At 34.6% G+C, this 4,902-nt stretch carries 2 protein-coding genes; both read left to right on the top strand.

Annotation, left to right across the window (positions count from 1 at the left end; all coding sequences use genetic code 11):
* Positions 1 to 493 precede the first annotated feature (493 nt).
* Positions 494 to 1,960 carry a DUF697 domain-containing protein gene (locus F6K13_RS18240; RefSeq protein WP_287287950.1) on the top strand — a complete coding sequence of 489 codons (1,467 nt, stop codon included), beginning with the start codon at positions 494 to 496 and terminating at the stop codon, positions 1,958 to 1,960.
* A gap of 619 nt (positions 1,961 to 2,579) precedes the next feature.
* Positions 2,580 to 3,980: a GTP-binding protein gene (locus F6K13_RS18235; RefSeq protein WP_124147886.1), complete on the top strand. Its 1,401-nt coding sequence runs from the start codon at positions 2,580 to 2,582 to the stop codon at positions 3,978 to 3,980.
* Positions 3,981 to 4,902: the final 922 nt, after the last annotated feature.

The following is a 4,902-nucleotide window of genomic DNA, read 5'->3' as shown; positions in this document are numbered from 1 at the left end:
TTCAATCCACTGCCGATGAACTACGCCAACGCCAAGTCGGAGATACAGTAACCTACATCATTAATCGAAATATTAATTTCACCAATATTTGCGAGCAACATAGACCAAGTTTGGTAAATGTTTGCTACAAATAGTTAGGGTATTTCTTAGGAGTCAGGAGTCAGAATTCCCTTCTGCCTTCTGCCTCCTGCCCTCTGCCTTTCCTGATATAAAACTGTTGTTCAAGATTGAGGTGGGCCTAGTTTCTAGGTCTTATGACACAAACATTGCACACACATTGAAAAAATAGTAGTTATTTCCATCCAACTTCATCTCACATTTCCCGCATTTATTATATATGAATTTAAGGCTCAATCAATCTAGGAAAATTACAATACAGCTAAATAACTTAATCATAGATTGATTATAAAAATAACTTAGAAGAAGAGTTAAGATAGTAATAAGCTGAACATGATAAAATGAATAACTAAAGAAGTTTCTGAGGATAATAAAAATGGCTATAAAATTACAAAGACCAATATTAGTAGGAGGCATCGGATTATCTCTACTATTATGGTTATTAGATAGTGTCCAACATTCCGTGGCAGAATTTAGCGGAGTTACTATGTTAGGAATTATGGCAGCAGGTCTAGGAGTTTTGTTGTTAAAAAAACCACGGTCTAAAACACTCCATAAAGCTACTATAATTGCACCACCAACAAAAGAAATAGCAGAGGAAGCGATCGCCTTATCAGTTATTACTCTAGATAAGGTTTCCCAGGAAATAAACAGCAGTAACAAATCTGAAGAAATTAGCCAACTACGTCAACAAGCAACCACATTAACTAACGAACTAGAAAGAAAAGAATTAAGTATAGTAGTGAGTGGTTATCGAGGAGTAGGTAAAACTTCTTTAGCTGAAATATTGAATTCTCAATGGCTATCTACTAATTCTCAAAAGTTAGAAATTAGCGATTTAACATGGCAGGAAGAATGGATGAAAACAGATGAAGATACTCAAGTTAATCCTCTTTCACCTTACGACCTAATATTATTTGTTACTACAGGTGACTTAACAGATTCAGAATATCAAGCATTATCAAAATTAACATCTCTCGGTCAAAGTTTTATCCTAGTTTGGAATAAACAAGACCAATATTTGCCAGACCAAAAACCCCAGATATTACAGAAACTAAAAGAGACTTTATCTACCATTAACTCAGAAGAAAATTTAGTAGGAATTTCTGCCAAACCTAACTCCCTTAAAGTACGAAAACATCAGCAAGATGGGAGTATTAAAGAATCTACAGAACAACCATTACCAGAAATATCTGGATTGATCGAAAAACTGAATCAAACATTAGAAAAAGAAACAGAAAAATTAGTCTGGGCAACTACTAAAAGAAAAGCAGAAATAGTTACACTTGAAGCGAAGAGTATATTAAATCAGGTCAGGCGAGAACGTGCTATTCCGATAATTGAACAGTATCAATGGATAGCTGCAGCAACAGCATTTGCTAATCCAGTTCCAGCTTTAGATTTATTAGCAACAGCAGCTATAAATGCTCAATTAATAGTAGATTTAAGTGCTATATATGAGCAAAAATTTTCCCTCGAACAAGGCAAGCAAGTAGCAGGAACTATAGCAGAGCTAATGCTAAAATTAGGCTTAGTAGAAATTTCGACAAAAACATTAACTACTATCCTGAAAAGTAATACTATAACTTTTGTAGCAGGTGGTGCAGTTCAAGCTGTAAGTGCTGCTTATCTAACAAGAGTCGCAGGTATTAGTTTAGTAGAATATTTTCAAACTCAGACAAATAGTAATTCTCTGAATATAGAGAAATTAAGCAAAATTCTACAAAGTGTATTTAGCCAAACTCAACAAAATAATTTCTTAAAATCTTTTGTTCCTCAAGTAATAAATCATATTTTGCCACAGCAGAAAAAAGTGGAACTTCTGCAAACTCAGGCAGAATAAAGGAAGAAGGAAGAAGGAAGAAGAAAGGAAGAAAAAGGAAAAAATGGATGGAGAGTCAAACCACAACTAATTGAAAACACCATGTAGACGCTGGGGTATTAAACCGGGGTATTAAACCCAAAAGAAAAAGATAATCTAGCTTTCATAAATTTAGTAGTTTTCTTGACTGTAAAATTATCTCTTGTAAATTAAAAAAGCATAAAAAAAGTTAAGTATAGTAATTCTAAATGCTTTGTCAAAAAAATGAAACTCTCTGCCCTCGTTCCCTTTTAGATAATTCCGAAAAATTTTTTTCACAACTAAAATGGAATTTCTATATATAGCAGTTGCCATTAATGTATTTGACATATCAAAAGCTTAAAACTTAGACAAAGCTAGATTTTTCCTTCTCTCCTAGAGAACTAAAGCCTTCTTATTTCTTGCCTTTTGCTTCTTCCTTCTTCCTTCTGCTATATAATAAAAATAAAAATTACTCAAAAACCTGATTCCTTCCTGCCTTCTTCCCTCTTCCTTCTGCTATATAAGTTACTCAAAAACCTGATTCCTTTCTTACTTATTCCTTCTTCCTTCTTCCCTATTAAATATAGCCTTGACTAACTCAGATATTTACTCAGAAATAGTGACAGAATATTATCAATCCCCAGAAAATTACCAGAAACAAGGTCAACAACACTGGAAACGTGCTAGGGCAAGTTTACGAAAAGCTCTAAATAGATATTCTGCTTTGCAAAATACGGCACAAAAAACAATAACTTCTGAATTTTTATCCTCCTTAAAAACTCAATTAGATTTATTAAAATCCAACATCGATAAGCTAGACCAAGGAGTAATCCAAATAGCAGTTTTTGGTCTTGTAAGTCGTGGAAAATCAGCAGTTTTAAATGCTTTATTAAGTGAAAAAATATTAGAAACAGGTCCTCTAAATGGTGTGACTCAATGGCCTCGTGCGATTAGATGGACACCTAATATTTTTATTAATTCTCATCAACAAGAGACAGCAAAAATAGATTTAATAGATACTCCTGGATTAGATGAAGTAGCAGGTCAAGTTCGTGGAGAAATGGCTAAGGAAGTTACTCGAAAAGCAGATTTAATTCTATTTGTTGTTTCTGGTGATCTTACCCGCACTGAATATGATGCTTTGTGTGAATTAAGGAAGGCTAAAAAACCGCTAATTTTAGTGTTTAATAAAATTGATTTATATACAGAAGCTGAACGAGAAGATATTTATAAAAATTTGCAAAATATTGTTGCCGATAAATCAGAAGAATTAGAAAATATTTATTCTCCGACAGAAGTAGTAATGGTCTCAGCAGAACCAGCTCCTATACCTGTAAAAATTGAATGGCCTGATGGTAATGTGACTCACGAATGGGAAACTCCATCGCCTCAAATAGATCCGTTGAAACAAAAAATAATTACTATTTTAGAGCGGGAAGGGCGATCGCTTTTAGCGTTAAATGCGTTAGTACAAGCAAGAGAAGCTGAGGTAAGTATTGCCCATAAAACTGTTAAGATTAAACAAGATGAAGCTGATGATTTAATCTGGGATTTTGCTAAGTATAAAGCTTTAGCTGTTGCTATTAATCCTGTTGCTATTATTGATGTGATGGGAACTACTGTAATAGATTTAGCTTTAATTCGCTCTTTGTCTCGTCTCTATAATTTGCCCATGACTAGCTATGAAGCAGGTAAACTTTGGAAAATAATTATATTTAGCGAGGGTGGTATGTTATTAGGGGAGTTGGGAAGTAGTTTATTATTAGGTTTAGGAAAGGTTGGTGTTACTTCTTATGCAGGAGTTGCTATTACTCAAGCTTCTATTGCAGCTTATGGAATTTATGCTATTGGTAGAGCTACTAAGGTTTATTTGGAAAAGGGTTGTACTTGGGGACCTTTGGGACAAGATATAGTTATTCAGGATATTTTAAGTCAGGTTGAACCGGATACAATTATTTATCGTTTACAACAGGAATTATTTGAAGTAAGAAGTAAGAAGGAAGAAGGAAGAAGTTATTGAATAAGCAAGAAGTTAAAAAATTTCTGGAGTTATTTAATCAAGAGGCAAGAAGGAAGAAGTAAAAAGGAAAAGGTTAAGAAATTTTCTGGATTTTTTTTCATTAGTATATTTATAGAGTTTATCAGGTTACTCAGTTATAGCTGTTTTTCTTCTTTTCTATTCTCTATCCCCTTTTCCCTAAAACTTGCTAATTTTGTACCTCACCATTCTTGAGAATTACGATAGTTTGATTAGTTTAGATTTTGCATATTTTAAGTAAGCAATCGCCAATTTTTTTGAAGGAAGAGAAAAGCAAGAAATTATACTAAATTGATAAATTTTTTCTACAAATATTTGGGTTATTTTTAGTAGTCAATAGTCAGTAGTCAATATAAATAGCTATTATTACAGAAAATTCTATCTGGGTGAGGTACAGTTATGGCAGGCAAGATACCCGCACTACAAAAATAGGTGGCTAATACCAATTTGAAAAAAGAATGCTACAAAAAGGTAGATATCGACCAGGTATGCTTAAAAATAGCTGCTCCAATTCATTTTAGATATTTATATCTATTGTTTTCCCCTTTTTTTTTGATATTTCCTCCTTCTTCCTTCTTCCCTCATCCTTCTTTCGTACGGACCTTGCATGCAACTTCCCTACCATTTGTAACAAACATTTATCAAAATGGTATAATATCTGTACCTGATATATTTGGAATATCCTTTGTGATTTTTTGGCCTTAACAATTCTATTTTCTTGAATAGATATAGTTTTTCCCCTGCGCCCCCTGGCGCTCGTCGCCTGCGCCGCCGCCCTGGCGCTTCCCGCACGGCCCACCTGGTCGATCGTCGTGGTCGACACCCAGACGCGCGAGGTCGCGATCGGCACGGCGACCTGCCTGACGAACACCGACATCAGCCGCGCGGTGCCGGTGCTCGTGCC

This window comes from Okeania sp. SIO2B9 (genome assembly GCF_010672505.1).
Lineage (GTDB): Bacteria > Cyanobacteriota > Cyanobacteriia > Cyanobacteriales > Microcoleaceae > Okeania > Okeania hirsuta.
The sequence above is the reverse complement of the archived record's forward strand: the minus strand, read 5'-3'. Positions and strand labels throughout refer to the sequence as shown.